At 41.0% G+C, this 21,967-nt stretch carries 18 protein-coding genes; 2 read left to right on the top strand and 16 right to left on the bottom strand.

Annotated elements, in window-relative coordinates:
• Window positions 1-110 precede the first annotated feature (110 nt).
• From BKK52_RS07455 to BKK52_RS07470, 4 genes are read right to left on the bottom strand one after another with little or no spacing between them, the layout of a single operon-like run.
• A complete protein-coding gene (locus BKK52_RS07455) occupies window positions 111-2,594 on the bottom strand; it encodes a GIY-YIG nuclease family protein (RefSeq protein WP_077478415.1) in 2,484 nt (827 codons plus the stop codon).
• 47 nt (window positions 2,595-2,641) lie between these two features.
• The gene (locus BKK52_RS07460) at window positions 2,642-3,694 is read right to left on the bottom strand and encodes an FRG domain-containing protein (RefSeq protein WP_077478416.1); all 1,053 of its coding nucleotides are present in this window, start codon (window positions 3,692-3,694) and stop codon (window positions 2,642-2,644) included.
• Window positions 3,687-5,219 (bottom strand): Eco57I restriction-modification methylase domain-containing protein, encoded by a 1,533-nt coding sequence (locus BKK52_RS07465; RefSeq protein ID WP_077478417.1) that lies wholly within the window; start codon window positions 5,217-5,219, stop codon window positions 3,687-3,689. Before BKK52_RS07465 ends, BKK52_RS07460 begins: the two co-directional genes overlap by 8 nt.
• On the bottom strand, window positions 5,203-5,859 hold the full coding sequence (locus tag BKK52_RS07470; protein ID WP_077478418.1) for a DNA methyltransferase: 657 nt from the start codon (window positions 5,857-5,859) through the stop codon (window positions 5,203-5,205). The genes BKK52_RS07465 and BKK52_RS07470 overlap by 17 nt, the downstream gene beginning before the upstream one ends.
• Window positions 5,860-6,090: 231 nt before the next feature.
• On the opposite strand from BKK52_RS07470, the gene BKK52_RS07475 reads away from it, so the two are divergent.
• Window positions 6,091-6,918: a DUF5718 family protein gene (locus tag BKK52_RS07475; RefSeq protein ID WP_077478419.1), complete on the top strand. Its 828-nt coding sequence runs from the start codon at window positions 6,091-6,093 to the stop codon at window positions 6,916-6,918.
• A gap of 110 nt (window positions 6,919-7,028) precedes the next feature.
• Here BKK52_RS07475 and guaA read toward each other — a convergent pair whose 3' ends face one another.
• The 5 genes from guaA to guaB form a co-directional block, all read right to left on the bottom strand.
• The gene (gene guaA, locus BKK52_RS07480) at window positions 7,029-8,588 is read right to left on the bottom strand and encodes a glutamine-hydrolyzing GMP synthase (RefSeq protein WP_077421895.1); all 1,560 of its coding nucleotides are present in this window, start codon (window positions 8,586-8,588) and stop codon (window positions 7,029-7,031) included.
• A 20-nt stretch (window positions 8,589-8,608) separates the two neighbouring features.
• A complete protein-coding gene (locus BKK52_RS07485) occupies window positions 8,609-9,274 on the bottom strand; it encodes an HAD family hydrolase (RefSeq protein ID WP_077421897.1) in 666 nt (221 codons plus the stop codon).
• 10 nt (window positions 9,275-9,284) lie between these two features.
• Window positions 9,285-9,527: a hypothetical protein gene (locus BKK52_RS07490; RefSeq protein WP_077473549.1), complete on the bottom strand. Its 243-nt coding sequence runs from the start codon at window positions 9,525-9,527 to the stop codon at window positions 9,285-9,287.
• The gene (locus BKK52_RS07495; protein WP_077421454.1) at window positions 9,514-10,221 is read right to left on the bottom strand and encodes an NYN domain-containing protein; all 708 of its coding nucleotides are present in this window, start codon (window positions 10,219-10,221) and stop codon (window positions 9,514-9,516) included. The genes BKK52_RS07490 and BKK52_RS07495 overlap by 14 nt, the downstream gene beginning before the upstream one ends.
• A 72-nt stretch (window positions 10,222-10,293) precedes the next feature.
• Window positions 10,294-11,757 (bottom strand): IMP dehydrogenase, encoded by a 1,464-nt coding sequence (gene guaB, locus BKK52_RS07500; RefSeq protein WP_077478420.1) that lies wholly within the window; start codon window positions 11,755-11,757, stop codon window positions 10,294-10,296.
• A 135-nt stretch (window positions 11,758-11,892) separates the two neighbouring features.
• Between guaB and birA the strand changes: the two genes are divergently transcribed.
• On the top strand, window positions 11,893-12,816 hold the full coding sequence (birA, locus tag BKK52_RS07505) for a bifunctional biotin--[acetyl-CoA-carboxylase] ligase/biotin operon repressor BirA (RefSeq protein WP_077421456.1): 924 nt from the start codon (window positions 11,893-11,895) through the stop codon (window positions 12,814-12,816).
• A gap of 168 nt (window positions 12,817-12,984) precedes the next feature.
• Here birA and cpdA read toward each other — a convergent pair whose 3' ends face one another.
• The 7 genes from cpdA to recN form a co-directional block, all read right to left on the bottom strand.
• The gene (cpdA, locus tag BKK52_RS07510) at window positions 12,985-13,809 is read right to left on the bottom strand and encodes a 3',5'-cyclic-AMP phosphodiesterase (protein ID WP_077421457.1); all 825 of its coding nucleotides are present in this window, start codon (window positions 13,807-13,809) and stop codon (window positions 12,985-12,987) included.
• A gap of 9 nt (window positions 13,810-13,818) precedes the next feature.
• Window positions 13,819-14,451 carry an ADP-ribose diphosphatase gene (nudF, locus tag BKK52_RS07515; RefSeq protein WP_077478421.1) on the bottom strand — a complete coding sequence of 211 codons (633 nt, stop codon included), beginning with the start codon at window positions 14,449-14,451 and terminating at the stop codon, window positions 13,819-13,821.
• A 155-nt stretch (window positions 14,452-14,606) separates the two neighbouring features.
• The gene (locus tag BKK52_RS07520; protein ID WP_077421459.1) at window positions 14,607-15,347 is read right to left on the bottom strand and encodes a metallophosphoesterase family protein; all 741 of its coding nucleotides are present in this window, start codon (window positions 15,345-15,347) and stop codon (window positions 14,607-14,609) included.
• Window positions 15,348-15,356: 9 nt separating this feature from the next.
• Window positions 15,357-19,334, bottom strand: a complete 3,978-nt coding sequence (hrpA, locus tag BKK52_RS07525; protein WP_077478422.1) for an ATP-dependent RNA helicase HrpA — start codon at window positions 19,332-19,334, stop codon at window positions 15,357-15,359.
• Window positions 19,331-19,705, bottom strand: a complete 375-nt coding sequence (locus tag BKK52_RS07530; RefSeq protein WP_077421461.1) for a DUF423 domain-containing protein — start codon at window positions 19,703-19,705, stop codon at window positions 19,331-19,333. The genes hrpA and BKK52_RS07530 overlap by 4 nt, the downstream gene beginning before the upstream one ends.
• A 2-nt stretch (window positions 19,706-19,707) precedes the next feature.
• Window positions 19,708-20,157: a DUF441 domain-containing protein gene (locus BKK52_RS07535; protein ID WP_077421462.1), complete on the bottom strand. Its 450-nt coding sequence runs from the start codon at window positions 20,155-20,157 to the stop codon at window positions 19,708-19,710.
• Window positions 20,158-20,252: 95 nt separating this feature from the next.
• The gene (gene recN / locus BKK52_RS07540; protein ID WP_077478423.1) at window positions 20,253-21,932 is read right to left on the bottom strand and encodes a DNA repair protein RecN; all 1,680 of its coding nucleotides are present in this window, start codon (window positions 21,930-21,932) and stop codon (window positions 20,253-20,255) included.
• Window positions 21,933-21,967 lie beyond the last annotated feature (35 nt).

A 21,967-nucleotide genomic window follows, 5' to 3' on the forward strand; every position in this document is an offset into this window, starting at 1 on the left:
TGTGCGGCGTATTATAGGGATTTTTTAACACCACGCAAGTGGTTTTTTCAAAAAAAAATTAAATTTTTTATCGTTTGATGAAATTTAAAACATTTCGCTCTATTTTAAGCCTAATTTTTATAGTTTTCATAATCTTCACGGGAAATTACCGTACTAAACAACCCAACTCTATTATCTTTCTGATTTGCCTTCGCATACTCCAAACTTGAATCTTCATAGCGTTTGAACTTATAGACCGCATCATTCATCAAACTTTCATTAAACACGTTTAACCGCACTAACAGCTCAAAATCCTTTTGGGTCAATCCTGTTACTTTATGGAAAAGTCGTGGTTCTAGTTGGGTAATTACATCGCGTAGGCAGTGTTCACGATAATCAGTTAAATACATAAACACGGGAATGCGGGTGGCAAATTTAATCAATTTATCCTGAATTTGCTTTCTAAGAGATTTATATTCTTTCTCTTCCGCAGTCAATACCCTCTTCTCTGTAGGGGTGAGATCATCGCCTTTCTCTTTTTTCGTTTTTTTAACCGCTTCCGATTTATTGATGATAGTTTCAATATCTTGGTTTAAAGAACGGAAACCCTCAATATTTTTTAACGCTTTCATCGCATCTTCACTGTCCATTAGGCGTTTTAAGGTATCATTATCTACATTCACTAATAAAGCACTTTCCCAACGGCGTGCCAGCAATGTTGCTGTTGTGCCACTCATTGCGATGTCTAGCACGCCTTTTGCGTCAATTTGCTTCATTGAACTGCCGTCATATGCCAACACAGGCAAAAAATGGATAAACTCCGCCACTTTTTGTTCCGGATTAGTATTTTCCGTATCTAAACGGCAACTATATTCAGCAATTTGGCGTAATGCACGGTTTGGGGCGAAATCAAACACATAGCATTGCTGTTTCAAAATTTCCTCATTATTCGGATCGCTCTCATCATAACCTCTCAACACCCAAGGGGTTTGCACGCGAAATGCCGCTTGGAAATAGGTTTCAGGGCTGGAAGCATTGCGTAACATTAAAATCCCCGTCCACGCTGGCACAGAAACCCCTGTCGTGAGTTTCCCACAGGAAAGCGTGATAGTTTTGGCAGCAAGCGGATTTTTTGTCATCGCATTTTGCACAGGCGGTAACGCCTCTAGCCCAATGCCTGCACTCGCCCCTGCAGCAACGATAATTTGATATTGATGAAAAAACTGATTTTGCTTTTCCGCCAATAAATTCCGCATCGCATAGCAACTCGCCACATTTGGTAAAAACCAAAAGGTGTGCAATAAGTTGCCTAACAAATTCGCATCGGAAAATGGCATTGGTGGCTTTCTCGCCCCCATTTTTAATGTATCCACTGCTAATTCCGGCAATTTATTTTGAATAAAATTCAGCCAGCTTTGCACCTCACTTTTGTAAATAAATGAGGCATTTTCACCGCTTCCCTTCGCTTCAAAAAAGCGGTTTAAATCAAATTCGTTAAACTCGCCTTTGCGGGCAATATCTTGAATGGAATCAGGCAATTGATAGGTCATCATTATCATTTGAGGCAACGCCAAATACGGATTTTTGCCCTGTTCGGTTTGCCACGTTTCTTTCGCCTTTTGCTCGTCCGAATAGGTCCAATTGAAAATTTGCTCCTCAATAAATTCACCTGAGGCTATCGCCCGAAATGGTGTGCCTGAAAGGTAGAGATAATGGTGAGTTGTGATCGGCAATAAATCCTCGTCAAAAGATTTGAGCTCATCACTTTCGGCAAAATTCTGCTCCCGTTTATCATCCTCACCTTCAAACAAATCCTTGGCATTTTCTCGCCACGCCCCGTAGTGATATTCATCAAACACCACGCAATCCCAATTGGTACTATGTACCCACTCATTTTTTGGCTTAATACCACCCGCTTTAGTTTTACCCAAATAATCTTGGAACGAACCAAAGCAAACGAGCGGTCGATTTGGGTCAACATTTTGCAAACTGTCATCTTTGGCGAAAAATTGCCAGCCTTCAAAATCCGTATGGTTAGCTAAATCCTCCTGCCACGCATCTTGCACCGCAGGCTTAAAGGTTAAAATTAAAATTTTCTGCCAACCCATTTTCTTGGCTAGTTGATAGGTGGCAAAGGTTTTGCCAAAACGCATTTTCGCATTCCACAAAAAGCGAGGAGCCTTGCCACGGTTTGCCTCATCTTGCTTAAAGCTCTCAAAATAACGTTGAGTTCTCTCTACCGCTGCAGCTTGTTCAGGACGCATTCCAAACGCCAGCGTGCGTTTTTTCCGATTGCAAATACCCTTTTTCACCGAAATCAATGCTACCTGAACTGCTTGCACATCGCATTCAAACCACTCCCCGTTCACTTGGCGAACACCTGCCTTTTTCAGTGCCCGATGTACATCTTTATCGGTAAAAAGCGTGCCATTATCCCGCACCGCCAATTCTTCCAGCTCGATTTTCCACGTCTGTTCCGGGGTTTTCACTGGGTATTGCTCCCGAACCCGCTGCTCCGCTTTTTGGCGTGTGGTATATCCCACTTTCAAACAATGGGGAAAAGAACGGTCGGAATAGGCGTAGATTTTGGGAGGGTTGAGTTCATTAAGTATCATAATTTTTTCTCTTTGCAAATTTTTGTGAAAAGGTTACCGCTTATTAATTAGCTTTTATATTTATTCATAATATCTTGTGCTTGTGAGTCTAATTCTGGAAATAGTGATTGATGACTAATACCAAAAGATTTCAATTCATTTAAAATATTTTCTTTTGAATCTTTATCAATAATCAGCCGATGATCTTTTAATACGATCCAGCTAGGCTCTACTTCCGCTTGCTTTATTTTTTGACCATCAATACCAAAAAGCAAAAATGCTCCTTGTTGCTTTGCTATTCTAGGATTATTTTGTTTTGCCTTTACACAAACAACTCGATTAAAATCATTTGCTTCAATGATTGGATTAAAACTTGGTTTATCCTTTCTAATATCATGTAATAATCTAGCTATCTCTGGCAAATCATTAAATATTTTCCTAAATGCCTCTCTTCTTTTCTGCATAATACTTAATTTCAATCCCTCATCAAAACTTGCTCCATATTCTTTTAGTTCTTTATTAAAAATTTTAATAAAATCACTATCTTTCATTTCTTCATAGTTTTCTCGCTCCTCTATAATATAAGGAGTTATCTCTAAAGCTGATAGAAGATCTCCTTGTTCGATATAAGAGGTAATATTAAAACTTTTATTTCTCAAAGAAACAGCTGATAAAATAGAAACCACATCACTATCATCATATTTAATGTATTCGTTAGGAATATCTAATACAACAACCTCTCCATCTTCATTCTCATTAGCGACTTCTTGTTTATCGGACTTACCCACAGCAAAATATAAGCCAACTAGAGAATTACTACTTATATCTAATAATCTTGTTTTATAATCATAATGTTGTAATTTTACTAACTTTTCAAAAAGAGTTTCGTGAGGTAAAAAATAATCTGAGCAATATGTAAAAGCATCTTTAATAATTTTATCTTCATTATTTATTAGGTAGTTTGGATCACTTGCTTTATCATCTTTACGGTAAATACTCGGCACTAATTCATAGCGTTCATCAGAATGCCCACGAAAAAAACGAGTATAGCCCTTTTTAGGTTCTCCTAGTTCTTTTAATCGTTGAGCTAAATGAGCCACATTTTCAATTTTTTCACTCATCTTCCACCTCCATCGGTCTAATCATTTTTTCAATAAAAGCAATTTCTTTTTCATCTAAGCCATATTTTTCATAAAGCTCTTGATCTGTCCAAGATTTTGAAAAATCTTGTTGTGGCACTAATTCGTAAACTTTTCTTGTACCGTGCTGTGTATTCTTTATTAGTAATATCAACAATCGAAATAATTTACTTGCCATATAACTCATCACATTTTGACATATAGATTTACTTTCAAATCCTCCAATAACTAAATAAGTTTCAGTACAGCAAGTGCCAGGAGAACCATAAAATGAGGTATTTATAACCTGAAAAGGTTCTTTATTTCCCATACCATAAGCATAAGAAATATATATTTTATGCTCATCTATCCATTTTTTATTTATTAAAACACTTTCTTTTCTGATGTATGCTCTCTTCTTATTTTGAATATATAAAATAATATTATCTTTAACTCCAACATAAGGATCTTTATTTCCTTTTACGCTCGTTGTTAGTCCAAAAGGTTTTCTTGAGCTCACCAACTCACTAAAACTTTTATCCTTAAAGGCTAATACTTTTCTTAAAATTGAAATACTTTCGTTATAGCGAATAAAAATATCCAAACCTTTTTCCTTTAAAGGTCTTTTCATTTGGGAAACCATTTTTTTATTTTCATAGGTCGTAACCAAACAATCGCCTTGATATTCTTTTTCCCATATAAAATAATTAACCCCTCCCTCAATAGATACACCAGGAAAACAATCAGCTGCATTAGGGAAATCGTGAATTTCTTTTAATTGTTTATCGTTTAACATTTCATCACGGAAATCATCTAAGCCTTTCCCACCGGCGAACCAACGAGACGGCACAATCATTACTAAATATTCAGGGTCGAGCTTTTTCGCCTGTTGGATAAATTCATGATAAATCGGGGCGGCACTGGCTTGTGCACCGCCATCGCTTAACTGATACGGTGGATTACCAATAATCACATCAAATTTCATTTTTTCTAACTCTAATTTTGTCCTTGCTTGTTGGTGAATAAAACCATAGGCGTGGTTTTCCATTGTGATGCGATCATAAACCGCTTGGCTTGCCCCACATTCCGAACATTTTCCGCCCTCCCAGCTATGCTCCACACGCTGATAAAAAATCTGCCCTTCTTCCGTTTCAAAGGCGGAACAAATGGAGTGTTCGCCGTTGGCTTTTTTGGAGCAATAAAGACTTCGGCGAGAAATTAAAGCGGTGAGTTCCGTGATGGCGATGCCGTAAAGTTGCCGGGTGAAAATATGGTTGAGCCGTTCGTCTAAATCGGGAATGTGCAATGCCAGCCCTGAAATTAACCGCTTGGCGATTTCCCGCAAAAACACGCCCGATTTGCACACTGGATCGAGAAATTTCGCATTGGGATTTTGCCAAAGACTTGCCGGCAAACGGTCGAGCATTTGGTTCACCAGTTCAGGTGGTGTGAAAACTTCATCATTGGATAAATTCGCCAAGCAGTCCAACACATCAGGGTTGTAATTGATATTAGTGAGATTGTTCATTGCCTAGCTCCAAAAAGTTGATAGGAGGAAATTCTTCAATGGGTTCAGGGATAAAAACGGGTTCGCCGTTTTCATCGGAAAAGAGCGGTAGATCGCTGAAATTGTTTACAAGATCACGGTAAATAAAGGCTCGGCGTTTGATTTGGTTGCCAAATGGCATTTTCCATTCGCTAAAAATAATCTCTTTACCGCTTTCAGTTTTAAGCGTGAGAGCATCGCCGCACAAAATATTGTGCTGCAAAATAAACTCAACGCTGCGGATTGCTTCATTTTTGTAGGTTTTGGGGAAATGGCTTTGATAATGTTCGATAAATAGAGTGGATAATCGTTTGCGGCACTCCGCCACGTTGTCGGGCAGAAGCTCAATGCCGTATAAACTCCCCACGGCAATCACAGCATAGCGTTCGTACTCACTTTGAATTTTTTTGTGCTTTTGAGCGATGGCATCCAGTTTACGGCGGAGAATAGCAACTAAAAAATTGCCCGAGCCACAAGCCGGTTCAAGAAAGGTTTTATCAGGATCGGTCGTTTGATCTTTAACCAAATCCAACATTGCGTTGACTTCACGCTCGTTGGTATAGACTTCGCCAAAATCGGCAACACGTTGTTTGGATTTAACTTGCTGAGACTTAACTTGCATAGGAAAGCCCCTTGCAAGCTAACGAAAAGAAAGGAAAGTTTAGGCTAGTTGTTGTGCGTTGTGCGTTGTGCGTTAAGCATTATAGAGCCCTCCTCTGATTGTCAAATAAAAAATTACGATATTTTAAAGCGTTATTTTTGCTTTATCAAGCAAGGGCACCGAAAGGTTTTTGATGATTTTTTACTAATCAAAGGTTAAAATTCCGACCGTTTTTTGAAAAAGGAGATCACAATGAACAACACCTTTATCGGCTTAGGCGTGGCGGGTAATTTTGCGGGGCATTTGGAGCAGGCGGGTGAGGCGGCGGATTTTTTACAGGTAAAAACCGTGGAAGCGGTGCAACCTAAAGCGATTTTTCCCTTTTATGTGCCGAGTGAAAATTTAGAGGAATATCAATTTCTTACCACCTACCCTCTTTCCCCTTCTGAAATTCGCTTTCCCAATGATGCGGATAATTTGCAAATTGAGCCTGAAATTGCGTTGATTTGTGAGATTCAATATTCTGATGGAAAAGTGACCGCACTTTTGCCTACCTATTTTGCTGCTTATAACGATTGTTCTATTCGCCGACCTAATGCACGCAAAATTTGCGAAAAGAAAAACTGGGGTGAGAAATCTAAAGGCATTTCGGCAAATTGGCTGCCCCTAGATCATTTCAACCGAGGTGGTGTATTGGACGATTTTCATATCGCTTGTTTTCACAAACGTAATAGTGTGATGAATGAATACGGCATTGATAGCCCAGCGATGGGTTATAGCTACTTTCACCAAAAATTGTTGGATTGGATTATCGACCGAATGAATAATCAGCCTGATGAAGGGCCGATGAATCATATTGCGTCCCTGCTCAAATCAGCAAATTATCCAAAACAAGCCATCATCAGCATTGGAGCCACACGTTACACCGATTTTGGCGAACGCAATTTCTTGCAAATTGGTGATACCAGCATTGTGGCGGTATATAACGCCAAACGTTATACTCACGCCCAAATCGCTGAAATGGCGGAAAAAGAACAATTTGCAGAGGATATTTCTGCTCTTATCCAGCGGGTGATCTAAATGAAAGTGCGGTTAAAAATCGCAAAAATTTTCACAAGTATGTCGTAAATAGAAAAGCCTTGCGATTGCAAGGCTTTTCGTTATTTTTGAAATAATATGAAGGGCAGTTTTTATTCCCACTCAATGGTTGCTGGGGGTTTTCCGCTGACATCATAGACCACGCGGGAAATGCCATCCACTTCATTGATTATTCGGTTGGAGATCTTACCTAATAAATCATACGGCAAATGCGCCCAATGTGCGGTCATAAAATCAATGGTTTCAACGGCACGAAGGGAAACCACCCAGTCATATTTACGACCATCCCCCATTACCCCTACGGACTTAACCGGGAGGAACACGGTGAAGGCTTGGCTGACTTTGTAATACCAATCCGCTTTATGTAATTCTTCAATGAAGATCGCATCGGCACGACGGAGGAGATCGCAGTATGCTTTTTTCACTTCCCCTAATACACGCACCCCTAACCCTGGGCCCGGGAAAGGGTGGCGGTTGAGCATTTCAGCGGGTAAACCAAGCGCTAAACCGATTTTACGCACTTCATCTTTAAACAGTTCACGCAATGGCTCGACCAAGCCGAGTTTCATATAATCTGGCAAGCCGCCTACGTTGTGATGGGATTTGATCACGTGGGCTTTGCCGGTTTTGCTGGCGGCGGATTCGATCACATCAGGATAAATGGTGCCTTGCGCCAACCATTTCACATTCGGTAATTTTTTGGCTTCATCATCGAACACATCCACGAAAACTTTACCGATAATTTTGCGTTTTGCTTCCGGTTCATCCACACCGGCTAATTCACTTAAGAAACGATCTTCAGCATTCACTCGGGTGATATTTAAGCCGAATTTATTGCCGAACATTTCCATCACTTGATCGCCTTCGTTTAAGCGTAACAAGCCGTTATCCACGAAGACACAGTGCAAATTCTTGCCGATGGCACGGTGCAATAATAAGGCAACAACCGATGAATCCACGCCACCTGATAAACCTAAAATCACTTCATCATCGCCCACTTGTTCCTTAATACGGGCTACTGCATCTTCGATAATATTTTCAGCGGTCCATTTGGTTTCGCAACCACAAATGTTCACCACAAAGTTTTTCAACAATTCCAAACCGCTTTTCGTATGGGTAACTTCCGGGTGGAATTGAACCCCATAGAAATGACGATTTTCATCAGACATGGCGGCAATCGGGCAAGTTGGTGTTGTGCCTGTCACAGAAAAGTGATTGGGTAAACGGGTCACTTTATCGCCGTGGCTCATCCAAACATCTAATTTATTATCGCCATCGTTGAGATTGGCAAAAAGTGCGGTCGAATTTTCCAACGAAACGGAGGCGTAACCAAATTCACGGTGATCGGAAGTTTCCGTTAAACCGCCTAATTGCATTGCCATGGTTTGCATACCGTAGCAAATACCTAGCACAGGCACGCCGGCATTAAATACATATTCCGGTGCACGAGGACTGTTTGCTTCTGTGGTGCTTTCAGGCCCGCCGGAAAGAATAATTCCCGTTGGGTTAAATTCACGGATTTGTTCTTCCGTGACATCCCACGCCCAAAGCTCACAATAAACCCCAATTTCACGCACACGGCGGGCAATGAGTTGGGTATATTGTGAACCAAAGTCGAGGATGAGAATTTTATGGTGGTGGATGTTGCTCATTTTTTACCTTAATAAAATGGTTAATAATGTAATTTTTGAATAATCGCTAAAATTTCGTTCATATCTTTGCCGCAATAATCAGCTTGGGATTGGTCAATATACATTCGTTTTTCTTCGTAGGCAATCACGGGAATAGCGGCAGATTTCGCTGCTTGAATGCCGAAAAATGAATCCTCAATCGCCACCGCATTTTGGGCTTGAACGCCCAATTTTTCGAGGGTGTAACGATAAATAGTCGGGTCAGGTTTGCTCCGTTCAAATTGCTCGCCACTGACGATAAAATCAAAGTGTTGAATAATACCACATTTTGTCAAAATATTTTGGATATGTTCAAGGCGGGAAGAGGAGGCAACCGCCAATTTGATATGGTTTTGTTTAGCAAAATTAATGATACGTTGAATATCCGTACGAAAAATGGAAGGGTAATCCACGGTCGCAAAGAGTTGATTGAAAAAATCGAAATAACGTTGTTTGATTTCTTCCAAAGGCAAGGAGGAACCACTTAATTTTTTCACGATTTCAGGAATTTCCGACAGCCCTTTTCCCACCACTTCAGAACGCTCAAGGGGCGTTAAAGTATGGTCGTGTTCTTTGATAGATTCGATAAATTGTGCTTGCAAATCGTATTCTAAAAATTCCGTATCGACAATCACACCGTCCATATCGAAGATAATTGCTTGGAGCATATCAAATCCGTTAATTTTGGGGTTTAATAGAAAATGTTTGGTCATCGTCATGAGAAATAATCTCGTATCCTTCTAGATCATTACAGAAGTCAAAAAAACGTTTATAGCCATGAGATTTATATTGAAACCCAATTCTATTTAATGATTCAGCAAATGTTGATAATAGAGCAGTCCCATTTTTTTCAACTTTCTCAAATGCTTTTTTTATTTCGTCATAATTAATATTAGATTCTATATCATCATTTTTTTTCACTGTCTTGTTGTTTCAACGAGATTGTTGTTTTATCTGGATGTAGATAAAGTTCATAGCCATCCAAGTTTTTGCAAAATGTTCTAAAGGTTGTATAGCCGTAAGAGCGATGATCGAATTCGGAATCAATTTTTCTTAGCGCCTCAGAGAACTTAGATAGCAGAGCCATACCATTATCTGTATCTTCAACCATTTCAAAAGCACTTTTTATCAATGAGTAATCAATAAATTTTGTATTTTTTTGATCATCCAAGGATTTTGCGGTTTTAATGAGATTTTCCTCTCTAATAAACTGAGTACAAGCCTTTTTGAATGCTTCTGGGGTATGGCTTTTACCTACTCCAATAATATCTAAACCTTCTTCACGGATTCTATGTGCAAGTCTCGTATAATCGCTATCACTTGATACAATGCAAAATGCATCGACAGTCTTAAAATGAAGGAGATCCATTGCATCAATAATTAATGCAGTATCGCTAGAGCTTTTTCCTTTAGTATAGGCAAATTTTTGAATAGGGCTAATGGCATATATATTTAATTGTTCTTTCCATCTTTTGTTCCGTTCTTCCGTCCAATCAGCATAAATTCGTTTTACTGTGATCGTGCCAGATTTTCCAACTTCAGCTAAGATTTGTTCGATTGCTGAGCTGTTGGCATTTTCCGCATCAATGAGTAGTGCAATTTTATTTTTTTGCATATATTTCCTTTTTTGTATGCATTCATAACATAAAAAGAGTGGCTAACTTTTTAACCTCTCTTCTATCAACCGCTACCCCATCCGATAATTTGGTGCTTCTTTAGTAATTGTCACATCGTGAACATGACTTTCTTTAATGCCCGCACCGCTGATACGCACAAATTCTGCTTTGGTGCGAAGTTCGTCAATGGTGGCACAACCGGTTAATCCCATGCAAGAACGCAAGCCGCCCATTTGTTGGTGGATGATTTCTTTTAAGTAGCCCTTGTATGGAATACGCCCTTCAATACCTTCCGGTACAAGTTTGTCGGCGGCATTGTCTGATTGGAAATAGCGATCTGATGACCCTTTAGCCATCGCCCCCAATGAACCCATGCCACGATAGGATTTGAATGCACGCCCTTGGTAAAGCTCAATTTCGCCCGGTGCTTCTTCCGTGCCGGCGAACATTGAACCGACCATCACACAACTTGCACCGGCAGCGAGGGCTTTGGCAATGTCGCCTGAGAAACGGATACCACCGTCTGCGATCACAGGAATATCACGATCTTTCAACGCTTCTGCCGCATCGGCAATGGCGGTAATTTGTGGAACACCGACACCGGTGACGATACGGGTGGTACAGATTGATCCCGGCCCAATTCCCACTTTCACTGCACTCGCCCCTGCATCAGCCAAGGCGATTGCACCTTCAGCCGTGGCGATGTTTCCCGCAATGATCGGTAGATCAGGGTATTTGGCACGGGTTTCACGCACACGTTGTAACACCCCTTCGGAATGGCCGTGTGAAGAGTCGATTAACAACACATCCACGCCAGCTTTGACTAAGGCATCAATACGTTCTTCGTTACCCGGGCCAGCCCCCACAGCCGCCCCCACACGCAAACGCCCAAATTCATCTTTACAGGCATTGGGTTTGCTTTCGGCTTTTTGATAGTCTTTTAGGGTGATCATGCCTTTTAATTTGAAATCATCATTCACCACTAAGACTTTTTCCACACGATTTTCGTGCATCAAGCGGAAAATTTCATCACGGGTTGCGCCCTCTTTGACGGTTACAAGTCGATCTTTTGGCGTCATAAAGTCCGCAACGGTTTTGGTGAGATCCGAAATAAAACGGGTGTCACGTCCTGTGATAATACCGACTAAATTTTTCTCCCCATCAACTACCGGATAACCCGCAAAGCCATTTTTCTTTACCAGTTCGGCAAGTTCTGCAAGTGTGAGATTTGGTGAAACGGTAACCGGTTCGGAAACAATACCGCTCTCAAATTTTTTCACTTTACGCACACGATCCGCTTGGCGTTCAATGGACATATTCTTGTGGATAAAACCAATGCCGCCTTCTTGTGCGAGAGAAATCGCTAATTTGGTTTCAGTTACGGTATCCATCGCCGCAGAGAGCATTGGGATATTTAGGCGAATGTTTTTTGTGAGTTGGGTTGAAAGATTTGCAGTATTGGGAAGCACGGTAGAATGTGCAGGAACAAGAAGAACATCATCAAAGGTGAGGGCTTCTTTTTTTATTCTAAGCATAGCAATATTTCCGTAGTTTAAAAGTGAATGTCAAAAAATATTGCGGCGGGATTATACAGATTTTGCACCATTTTGAAAATGAAATTTTTAGGTTTTATGCTATGATCGGCAAACGTTTTCGTGATAGGAAAAAGTATGAATTTGGCATTGTTAAGCTGTTTGTCTGATTGTATGCCCAAAGTGCGGTCAGAATTGGCGGAATTTTCACAAAATATTGCTTTTGATGTACAGCAATTGCGGGCATTGGGGCTAAATATTGAAGAAAATACCACATATTATCAACTCATACCGCAATTACCTTTATTAAATTCTCACCAAATATCAACCGAACTTTCACCCTACCATGTGCATTATTATCCGGTCATCACTTCCACAAATGAGTGGGTTTTGCAGAATATTGCCCATCTTCAAAAAGGCGATCTTTGCATTGCGGAATATCAAACCGGTGGGCGGGGACGGCGGGGGCGCCAGTGGCTGTCACCTTTTGCAGGTCAAATGATATTTAGCTTTTATTGGACGGTTGATCCGAGAAAATCCATTGAAGGGCTCAGTTTGGTGGTGGGATTGGCGATTGCAGAAACCTTTGGCGTGCAAGTGAAATGGCCGAATGATGTTTTATTTGATGGACGAAAACTGGGCGGGATTTTAGTTGAGATTGCGAATATAAAAAATGATTGTTTAAATCTTGTTATTGGTGTGGGAATTAATATGTCGTTACCGAAAAAAACAGGTATTAACCAACCCTATGCTCAATTGTGTGAAATTGAGCCGAATGCGGACCGCCAAATTTTATTACCTAAGTTGATTCAACATCTTTATACACGGTTAGCACACTTTGAACATGTGGGAATTGATGGGGAATTTCAGCAGGCATGGCGGGCACATAATGCATTTTCTCATAATGAAGTCAATGTATTCACCGAACAGGAGGTGATTTCCGGCATTGAACAAGGTATTGACGAGCGGGGATATTTGCAAGTGCAATGTGAAAATACACTACGCACCTTTAACGGTGGAGAAGTTTCATTGCGTAAAAAATATCTTGTATCTCTAAGTTGAAAATATTGGTGTGACAGCAAGCAGTTTTTATTTTTTGAAAATAAAATTCGATAATTCACCGTGTGAAAGTTGGTTTTACTTAACCATAAAAATCTGCATCTTAGTCAGTTGAAGTTTAGTCCAACTTTTGGGATGCAGAACGTTTTTTAGTTGCACTTTGTTCTCAATTTAATACCCTTCTTCCTGCATATTCGGTAAAAATTTTGCCTGTTTAATCCGTTTTACTTCCGTCACAATCAGACCATCAGGGTGCAATTCAATTTCCCGCCAACCGGGTTGCACGTCATCTAAAGCAAAATGCTGACTGTCCGCTTTAAATTGAATACAGGTTGAAGGGGTTGCCATCACTTGGTATCCCTGCCATTGACTATCCACTTGCTGATGAATATGACCGTATAAAATAGCTTTTACATTTTTAAACGGCGCAAGCACATCAAGTAATTCATGGGAATTTCGCAAATTATGCTGATCAAGCCAAGCAGAATTTGTCGGTAATACATGATGGTGAAACACAATTAAAGTGTGGCGTTGCGGATAGGCTTCTAATGTCGTTTTTAATAAATCAAGTTGATAGCGACTTAATTCGCCATGAGGTACGCCGTAAACCTGACTATCCAACAATAAAATTTGCCAGTGATCGCCCAACAAAATATGTTTTGCTTTTTCCATTGGCGGCTGATTTAAGTTTTCCACCATTTTAGGTTGAAAATCATGATTCCCCGGAATCCAAAATACCGGCAAAGCAAAAGGTTTTATCATCTCGACAAAACGCTGATACCCCTCATCGCTGCTATCCTGCACCAAATCGCCGGTTGCCAGTATCACATCAAATTCGCTATTTTCCTGTTTAATTTCCGTTAAAACCTGCGAAAAGCTTGATTGCGTGTTCACCCCCAACAGCTCGCTTTTTTCATCCTTAAATAAGTGGGGATCGGTAATTTGTAATAATTTTATAATCGGTTTTTCTGCCCGATAAACAAACGTATTTTTCATAGATGATTCCTAACTTCGTTGCCAACGTTGTTGCAACTGAGCATAATTCAATTGAAGCCATTGCAATCCCATCACTGCAATGCCATTATCAATTTTCCCTTCGCACATCCATTGATACGCCTGTTCACGTTTCACAACGTGCACTCGAATGTCTTCATTTTCGCAAGCCAAACCGTGAATCCCTTTCGCCTTTGAGCTATCCACTTCCCCTACAAATAAATGAATCCGTTCAACTACGCCACCGGGGCTATCCCACACACTTAAACAATGCGTGAGATTCTTCACACTCACACCGGCTTCTTCTTCGCTTTCACGCAATGCCACCTCTTCCGGCTGTTCTCCTTTTTCTACCATCCCTGCAATTAACTCTAACAACCAAGGGGAACGATTCGGCTCGGGATGATAGGCAGCCCCAATACGAACCTGCTCCACCAAAACCACAGAATCTTTTTTCGGATCATAAGCGATTACTGCGGCAGCCGCCCCTTTGATAAGCAATTCACGAGTGACCACGCCACTTTCACCATCGGCAAAAAGTTTGTGTTTAAATTGAATTTTCTTGAGCGTGAAAAACCCGTCATACACGACTTCCTCATTAAGAATTTCAATATCACGCTGATTAAACTGTTGAATTTCAGACATCTTTTTCTCCAAATACTGCGGTGAAAATCATACGCTCAAAAAACGATAAAACAAATAAAAGGTTCATACTTTTTGTTGAAACTTTGACATGGCTCACAAAAAATAAAACCTGTGATTGATTTATAATCACAGGCTTTCTCATTACTCATTACTTACTACAGTTCAATTAATAGCTCCGAAATAAAACCGTTTTTTCCGTGTTCATTTGGATAGCCCAATGGATTAATCACTACACGACATCCTTGGAAAACAGTATCTACCGCAGAGTGGGTATGCCCAGAAAACCAAAAGTTAAAACCGTCCAAACTAATATCATTGATAAAATATGGATTTAATGGAGAATTATCAAATTGAGGGTCTTGGCAAATTAAAGAAGGCGGAAAATGTGTAAGAACAACAGTTTTATCTTTTCCTCGAAACCGATTAATCCAATTTAATTGGTGATTAAAAAAGCGAACATAATCATTAGCTGTAATTCGCCTTTCAGATTTTTCATTTGCTTGATAATCAAAAATATACCCGAAATCGGCAATACATCTTTCAGATATCAATTTAAACTTTTCGTGTTCTCGAAAAGCTACCGTATTTTGCCTAAAATTAGTAAATAATGTCCCCCCAACAAAACGCCATCCATCAAACTCAAAGACTTGATGCTCAAATAAACAATTCAATTTTAAATCCAGAATCTTGCGATAAACTTCCGTCATATTTTCATGATAAAAATCATGATTACCCAGCACAAAAACATAAGGCTTGCCAAATTTTTTACAATTTTCATGAAATTCAATCGCACCGCTCAATCCATTCCCAAAATCACCAAGATGGACGATTAAATCTGCATTTTGATCGACAAAATACGGTGTTCCATGTGTATCCGAAAGTAGCTGTAATTTCATTTTTTATCCCTAGTACTCTGAAATCAAATTCAAAATCCGTTTATCCGACACCTGATATTTCGTGCCTAATTGCTGGGCGAACAAGCTCACCCGTAATTCTTCAATCATATAGCGAATTTCAGCCACCTCATCAGAAATCGGCTTAGATTTGGGTAATTTTGCTAAAAGTTGTTGATAGGCCTGTTGGACTTGATCTACGCGTAACATTGCCGCACGATCACGGTTCACATCTTGAGCCAGCTTGTCGATACGCTTATCAATGGCTTGTAAATAACGCAATAAATCCGGCAATCGAGAGTAGCCACTTTTTTGCACAAAGCCCTGATACACCAACCCACTCAGTTGCGATTTAATATCCGAAAGGGCAAATGCCATCGTAAAATCCATTTTACCTTTTAAACGTTGGTTTAAGGCGTGGTTAAAGGTTAAAATTTGTTCCACTTTTTGGGCGATATCGACCGTAACTTCATTGAGATTTTCACGCACAAAATCCCGTAATTTTTCAAAACCCTCTTCATTCCATACAAAACCGCCAAAATCCGTAATCAGTTTATCTACCGCACAAGCAATGCAATCGTCAATTAAATCCAACACCCGCCCAAATGGTGTGAAATATAACCCCAGTTTCGCTTTATTCGGCAATTTTTCATGAAGATACTTAATAGGGGATGGCACATTCAGTAACAATAAGCGGCGTAATCCCTGCTGCATTGCCACCTTTTGCTCAAATTCCGTTTCAAAGAGTTTGATCCCGACGGCATCTTTTTCATCCACAATTGCCGGAAAGGCTTTCACACTAAACCCTTGCTTTTTCTGCTCATAAAATTGCGGTAAATCGGCGAAATTCCAAACATGTACACCGGTTTGTTCAATGCCGTCATCCGCTACCGCAGAAATGCTCTCTTGTACACGCTCTTTCAACGCAAACTTCAGGGCATCCAAATCCATCGATTCGGCAATTTTCTTGCCTTTTTCATCCACCACTCGAAACGTCATTTTTAGATGGCTTGGAATTTGTGCCCAGTTCCAATGTTCCGCCTCCACCGTCACCCCCGTCATACGGCGTAATTCGTAGATGAGGGTGTCCAATAATGGTTTTTCTAAAGGGATGGCACGGCCTAAAAAGGCTTGAGCATAATTCGGTGCCGGAACAAAATTACGTCGATACGCCTTCGGTAACGATTTAATCAATGCAATGACTAATTCCTCACGCAAACCCGGAATTTGCCAATCAAAGCCTGTCATTTCTACCTGATTAAGCAATGGCAAAGGAATATGCACCGTCACACCGTCCGCCTCTGTGCCCGGTTCAAATTGATAGGTGAGTTTGAGTTTAAGGTTACCCTGATACCAAAAGTTGGGAAAATCCAGTTTACTGACTTGTTCTGCCTTATCATTAATCAGGAAAGCCCGCTCAAAATTCAGTAATTCCGAATGCTGTTTTGAGGCTTTCTTCCACCAAGTATCAAAATGTTTTTGTGAAACGACCTCTGTACCGATACGTTGATCGTAAAATTCAAACAGGGTTCGCTCATCAACCAAAATATCCCGACGACGGCTTTTGTGCTCCAGCTCTTCTATTTCATTAATCAACTTTTGATTTTGTTTGAAGAAGGGGTGTTTGGTATGCCAATTCCCCTCAACCAAAGCCGATTGAATAAAAATCTCTCGGCTCACAACCGGGTCAATTGCTCCATAATTGACCACTCTTGCCTGCACAATCGGCACACCATATAAACTTACTTTTTCATCGGCTATCACCGCACCACGGGATTTTGACCAACGAGGTTCTGCATAAGATTTTTTCACCAAATGCTCAGCAAGGGGTTCTATCCATTCCGGTTCAATCTCTGCCACCATTCGCCCCCAAAGTTTTGAGGTTTCCACCAATTCTGCCGCCATGATCCATTTCGGTTGTTTTTTGAAAAGTGCGGAATTAGGGAAAATCGAAAAATGGGCATTACGCGCACCAAGATATTGTTGTTTTTCCACTTCTTTTAACCCGATATGGGATAGTAAACCACTTAAAAGTGCGCTATGAATTTGCGGATACTCTGCTTTTTCGGAATTAATCGGCAACCCCATTTCACGCACAGAAAGGCGAATCTGATGATAAATATCTTGCCATTCTCGAAGGCGTAAATAATTTAAAAAATCTTTTTGACACTGGCGGCGAAATTGATTTTTGCTCAAGATTTTTTGTTGTTCTTGGAGATAATGCCAAAGATTTAAGAAGGCCAAGAAATCGGATTTTTTATCGGCAAAACGGCGATGTTTTTCATCTGCAGCCTGCTGTTTTTCCGTTGGACGCTCACGAGGGTCTTGAATAGATAGGGCAGAAACGATCACCATCACTTCATAAACACAGCCCAAATTGACCGCACTTAGCAACATTTTTGCCAATCGGGGATCAACGGGAAGTTGGGCCAGTTGACGACCAAGGTTTGTAAGAACACGTTTTTCTTTTGATGTTGAGGAACGCTCTCCCTCCTCAGCGCTACGGACAGTATCCCTCGTAAATGGAGGGGGCGATTTTCTAATCCTCTTCCACGCCAACGCCCCCAACTCTTCCAACAATTTCACACCATCTTGGATATGTCGTCTATCCGGGGCATCAACAAAGGGAAAGGCCTCAATATCATCTAAGCCTAATGCCATCATTTGTAAAATCACGGAAGCTAAATTGGTGCGTAAAATTTCCGGATCGGTAAATGCCGGGCGGGAATTGAAATCTTCTTCAGAATAAAGACGAATACAGATCCCTTCGCTCACCCGACCACAACGGCCTTTGCGCTGATTGGCAGACGCCTGTGAAATCGGCTCAATCGGTAAGCGTTGTACTTTGGTTCGATAACTATAGCGGGAAATTCGAGCCGTACCCGGGTCAATCACATATTTAATGCCCGGTACGGTAAGCGAGGTTTCCGCCACATTCGTCGCTAAAACAATACGATTTAATCCGCTAGGATGAAAAATTTTATTTTGTTCCTGTGCAGAAAGGCGGGCAAAGAGCGGGAGAATTTCCGTATGCTTTAAATTTTGTTTTTGTAAAGCCTCTGCCGTATCACGAATTTCCCGTTCGCCATTCATAAAAATTAAAATATCGCCTTTGCCTTCTGCTTGAAGCTCATCTACCGCATTTAAAATGCCTTGTAGTTGATCTTGCTCTTCTTCATCCACAATAGGACGATAGCGCACTTCCACAGGATAGGTTCTGCCGGAGACTTCAATTATCGGGGCATTGTTGAAATGCTTGGAAAAACGTTCTACATCAATGGTGGCGGAAGTAATGATAATTTTTAAATCCGGACGACGGGGTAAAAGCTGCTTTAGATAACCAAGAATAAAATCATTATTCAAGCTACGCTCGTGGGCTTCGTCAATAATCAAACAAGTATATTGATTAAGAAAACGATCCGTTTGAATTTCTGCCAGCAAAATTCCGTCGGTCATGAGTTTAATTTGAGTATTCTCGCCGACTTGGTCATTAAAGCGGACTTTATATCCCACTAGATCGCCCAATTCGGTTTGTAACTCTTCTGCAATTCGGGTGGCAACGGAGCGGGCGGCAATTCGACGGGGCTGGGTATGTCCTATCATACCTAAACGCCCAAGCCCCAATTCCAAACACATTTTCGGTAATTGCGTGGTTTTCCCCGAGCCGGTTTCCCCGGCTACCACAATCACTTGATGCGCCGACAGTAATTTTTCAATTTCCGTTCTGCGTTGGCTAACGGGGAGATCTTCAGGAAAAACTATCGGATTTTTAACCGCACTTTGGCGCTGTTCCACACGCCATTTTGCCTGTTGAATTTGTTGTTCGATTTCCGATGCGACTGCTTGTTGAGCCTGTGGATTTTTAATTTTAGCAATACCCTGAATACGCGAGAACAACCGACGCTTTTCTACAAGCATCAGGTTATCGAGTTGGGTGAAAAGAGAATGTTGTAAGGGCGTAAACTCGGATTTTATTGTGCTTTTCTTCATTCTGATTTACTTTTTATACTACCGCAAGCAAGGCTTAGCCAACCGATTAAAAATAATATACCGCCAATTGGTGTGATCCAAACAACCGATTTGCCCACACCAAAAGCAAGAGCATACAAACTGCCACTAAAAAAGACGATGCCTAATGTCCAAGCCAGTGTCGCTAAATTGGCAAATTTGTTATCTCGCCCGCCTGACAAACCGAGGGCTAAAATCGCTAAAGTGTGAAAGAGTTGATATTTCAGACCGGTGTCAATCCATGCCAGTGCTTTAGCATCTAACATATGGCTTAAACCATGTGCCGCCAAAGCCCCCAAGCCGACACTAAAAAAACCGCTCAAAGCGGCAATCAATATCCCTTTATTTTTCATCATCATTTTCCCAACAGTAATGCCAACATACCGGCTGCGATAAGCGGCCCAACGGGAATCCCACCAAGAAAGGCGACACCTGCCACCGTGCCAATTAATAGCCCGGTTACCAACACTGGTTGTTCTCCCATTAAGGAAACCCCTTTTCCGGCAAGCCATGCCACAAACACACCAACGACAACAGAAAGGGCCATTTTCCAACTGAGGAAATCAGCCCAGTTCGGGAGTTTGATTTTCCCTGATACGAGCGGGCTTAATACCCCCGCAGTAAGAATGACAATGCCGATTTTTAAACCGTATTTTTCAACAAATGGAATATATTGAGATAAAAAAGTTTGCTGCATAATTAACAGCACCGCCGCAGAAATGGTGATAGCACTGTTATGGCTGACCAAACCGAGAACGATTAAAATAACCAACAACAACGCTATCATATTCAATTGTAATGACATACTCTACCTAAAATTGCAATAACCCTGTCGGGAAAATAAACCGGTCGGATTATAGCAATTTCTTTATTTTCTGTGTTTTTTATTTTCCCCTCATTTCACGCGCCCACAGACTCCAGCATTTCTTTTGCATTGGCTAAGGCAAGCTCTGTAACTTGGCTTCCGCCGAGCAAACGGGCTAATGCGGGAATGCGTTCATCTTGCGAAAGTGCGGTCATTTTGGTTTCCGTTTTTCCCTCTACGGTGAATTTTTCAACATTAAATTGATGATGCCCACAGCTGGCAACTTGGGGTAAATGCGTTACACACAGCACTTGGCATTGATGTCCTAATTGACGTAACAATTTTCCTACCACACTGGCAGTTGAACCACTAATTCCCACATCGACTTCATCAAAAATGAGGGTAGGAATCGCCGATTGATCAGAGGTTAATACTTGAATCGCCAATGAAATGCGAGAAAGCTCCCCACCGGAGGCAACTTTAGAAAGCGGCTGAGGCTGCTGCCCGAGATTACTGCGTAAAGTAAAAATAACCTGATCTGCCCCATCTGCTGTGATTTTCTCATTATCGGTTTTAACTTCGATATAAAATTGTGCATTTTCCATTGCAAGCTGTTTAATAGAATCCGTGACTTGTTTTGCTAAACGCTCGGCGGATTGTTGACGGCTTGCCGTTAATGCACTTGCACTTGCCTGCATTTGTCTAAAGGCCGCTTTTTCTTGTGCCAAAAGCGCTTCTTCACTTTCCGAAAAATCTAAAAGTGCGGTCAATTCTGCTTTTAATTTTTGATGCCATTCCACTAATTCTTCAGGTTTTACATGATGCTTTCTTGCCAACTGCAATGCTTGCCCCATACGCTGTTCAATTTCCTGTAATAGCATGGGATCCTGCTCAATGTTTGATGATAGATGTTGCACTTCATTAGTGGCCTCTTGCACTTGAATGAGGGCTTCATTTAATAAATTTTGTACATCGCTATAACGGGGATCAAGCCCAACAAGTTCATCAATATATTGTGTTGCACGATAGAGCATGGTATCGATACTCACCGTTTCATTTTCACTTAAAAGCTGTAAAGCGGATTGAGAAAGTTGGGTGAGCTGCTCACTGCTTGATAAACGGCGCTGCTCTTCCTCTAATTCAAGGTATTCATTCGGGCGAAGGTTAAATTCGTCTAACTCTTCCACTTGATACTGTAAGAGTTGTTTTCTGGCTTCATTTTCTGCGACTTTTTGCTGAAATTGCTTCACTTGCGTTTGTAAATTTTTCCATGCCCGATAATCATCACGCATTTGGCTGAGCAAATCCGTATGTTGTGCAAAACCATCGACTAATTGAAGTTGGTAGTCATTTTTGAGTAAAAGTTGGGAAGCGTGCTGACCGTTAATATGAATTAAATATTGTCCGATTTCTTTAAGTTGAGCCGCAGAAACCGGTGTGCTATTGATAAAGGCTTTAGAGCGACCATCGGCATTGATGACTCGGCGTAAAATACATTCGGAAGGATTTTCCGCATCTTGCAATTCCTGTGCTTGTAACCAATGATAAGCAAGATTGGTTGATTGGAGATGAAAGCTTGCACAAATTTCTGCGCGTTCCTGCCCTTCTCTTACCATAGCACTTTCGACACGTTGCCCTAAGCATAAACCCAAGGCATCAATCGCGATGGATTTCCCCGCCCCGGTTTCACCGGTAATCACAGACATACCTTTGGCTAATTCAATATCTAGCTGACGAACAATGGCAAAATTATTAATAGTAAGTTGGGTAAGCATAATAAAAATCCTTGGTTACTGTATATTTATCATAT

It is taken from the genome of Rodentibacter trehalosifermentans (assembly GCF_002000545.1).
In the GTDB taxonomy this organism is placed as follows: domain Bacteria; phylum Pseudomonadota; class Gammaproteobacteria; order Enterobacterales; family Pasteurellaceae; genus Rodentibacter; species Rodentibacter trehalosifermentans.

Excerpts from the sequence above, each read along its gene's own strand:
- hrpA (WP_077478422.1), bottom strand. The coding sequence starts at position 19,334 with ATGAAGAAAAGCACAATAAAATCCGAGTTTACGCCCTTACAACATTCT.
- BKK52_RS07475 (WP_077478419.1), top strand. The coding sequence starts at position 6,091 with ATGAACAACACCTTTATCGGCTTAGGCGTGGCGGGTAATTTTGCGGGG.
- BKK52_RS07455 (WP_077478415.1), bottom strand. The coding sequence starts at position 2,594 with ATGATACTTAATGAACTCAACCCTCCCAAAATCTACGCCTATTCCGAC.
- guaB (WP_077478420.1), bottom strand. The coding sequence starts at position 11,757 with ATGCTTAGAATAAAAAAAGAAGCCCTCACCTTTGATGATGTTCTTCTT.
- BKK52_RS07465 (WP_077478417.1), bottom strand. The coding sequence starts at position 5,219 with ATGAACAATCTCACTAATATCAATTACAACCCTGATGTGTTGGACTGC.
- BKK52_RS07495 (WP_077421454.1), bottom strand. The coding sequence starts at position 10,221 with ATGCAAAAAAATAAAATTGCACTACTCATTGATGCGGAAAATGCCAAC.
- guaA (WP_077421895.1), bottom strand. The coding sequence starts at position 8,588 with ATGAGCAACATCCACCACCATAAAATTCTCATCCTCGACTTTGGTTCA.
- BKK52_RS07520 (WP_077421459.1), bottom strand. The coding sequence starts at position 15,347 with ATGAAATTACAGCTACTTTCGGATACACATGGAACACCGTATTTTGTC.
- cpdA (WP_077421457.1), bottom strand. The coding sequence starts at position 13,809 with ATGAAAAATACGTTTGTTTATCGGGCAGAAAAACCGATTATAAAATTA.
- birA (WP_077421456.1), top strand. The coding sequence starts at position 11,893 with ATGAATTTGGCATTGTTAAGCTGTTTGTCTGATTGTATGCCCAAAGTG.
- BKK52_RS07535 (WP_077421462.1), bottom strand. The coding sequence starts at position 20,157 with ATGTCATTACAATTGAATATGATAGCGTTGTTGTTGGTTATTTTAATC.
- nudF (WP_077478421.1), bottom strand. The coding sequence starts at position 14,451 with ATGTCTGAAATTCAACAGTTTAATCAGCGTGATATTGAAATTCTTAAT.
- recN (WP_077478423.1), bottom strand. The coding sequence starts at position 21,932 with ATGCTTACCCAACTTACTATTAATAATTTTGCCATTGTTCGTCAGCTA.
- BKK52_RS07485 (WP_077421897.1), bottom strand. The coding sequence starts at position 9,274 with ATGCTCCAAGCAATTATCTTCGATATGGACGGTGTGATTGTCGATACG.
- BKK52_RS07460 (WP_077478416.1), bottom strand. The coding sequence starts at position 3,694 with ATGAGTGAAAAAATTGAAAATGTGGCTCATTTAGCTCAACGATTAAAA.
- BKK52_RS07470 (WP_077478418.1), bottom strand. The coding sequence starts at position 5,859 with ATGCAAGTTAAGTCTCAGCAAGTTAAATCCAAACAACGTGTTGCCGAT.
- BKK52_RS07530 (WP_077421461.1), bottom strand. The coding sequence starts at position 19,705 with ATGAAAAATAAAGGGATATTGATTGCCGCTTTGAGCGGTTTTTTTAGT.